This window comes from Mesorhizobium sp. M0195 (genome assembly GCF_040322115.1).
GTDB lineage: Bacteria > Pseudomonadota > Alphaproteobacteria > Rhizobiales > Rhizobiaceae > Mesorhizobium.
Genome location: NZ_JAMYSV010000094.1, coordinates 1 through 647 on the forward strand (window position 1 = coordinate 1; position 647 = coordinate 647).

A 647-nucleotide genomic window follows, 5' to 3' on the forward strand; every position below is an offset into this window, starting at 1 on the left:
TGCGACGCGGAGTATTGCGCGCCAAATCGGCCTTGATCCGTTCGTCTTCGAGGTCGCTGGCGCGGATCTGGTAGGGCGCGCCGCGCATGACCTGCTCGGCCGGCAAGAGGCCATCCCTGATGAACCGGCGGATTTTGACGTGCGACACGCCGAGCTTCGCGGCCGCATCCGACATGGTGAGCCACTCGCCATTCTTGTCGGAAGAGCGATAGCCGCTGATCTTATGCACCGTGCGCAGCGATTGGACGCGACGCGCGGTCCAGGTCTTTCCCTGACCGGTCTGCATGCCCATGCGGTTGAGTGTGGCAGCGATTTCGGCATCCGACCACCGGGTTGCCATGGATCGCATGATCGCCAGAGCCTCCTCAGGCGTACGCTGGCCATGCTCTCCGGATTTGGGCTTGCGAACCCGTACCTGCGAGTGCTGGCCTCCGTGCCAGTGGATGGTCAAGATCACGTCGCGCGCATCGTCATCGACATCGGCCACGATGTCCTTGATGAGCGCGCGCAGCAGTTGCTGACGACAGCGCATGTCGACACTCGGCGCGTTCCAGGTGGCCTCGAGATTCTGGGCGAGGCCCGTGAAGTCCGGAACCGCGTCGACAGGCTCCACACGCTGGACTTCGCTCAGCCGGGCCTCGCAGGTC

The 647-nt window shown here is 64.3% G+C and carries 1 protein-coding gene; it reads right to left on the bottom strand.

Going from position 1 to position 647, the window contains the following annotated elements:
* The coding region (locus tag NKJ12_RS32165) for a helix-turn-helix domain-containing protein (RefSeq protein ID WP_352707743.1) at positions 1-647 on the bottom strand (647 nt) is incomplete at both ends.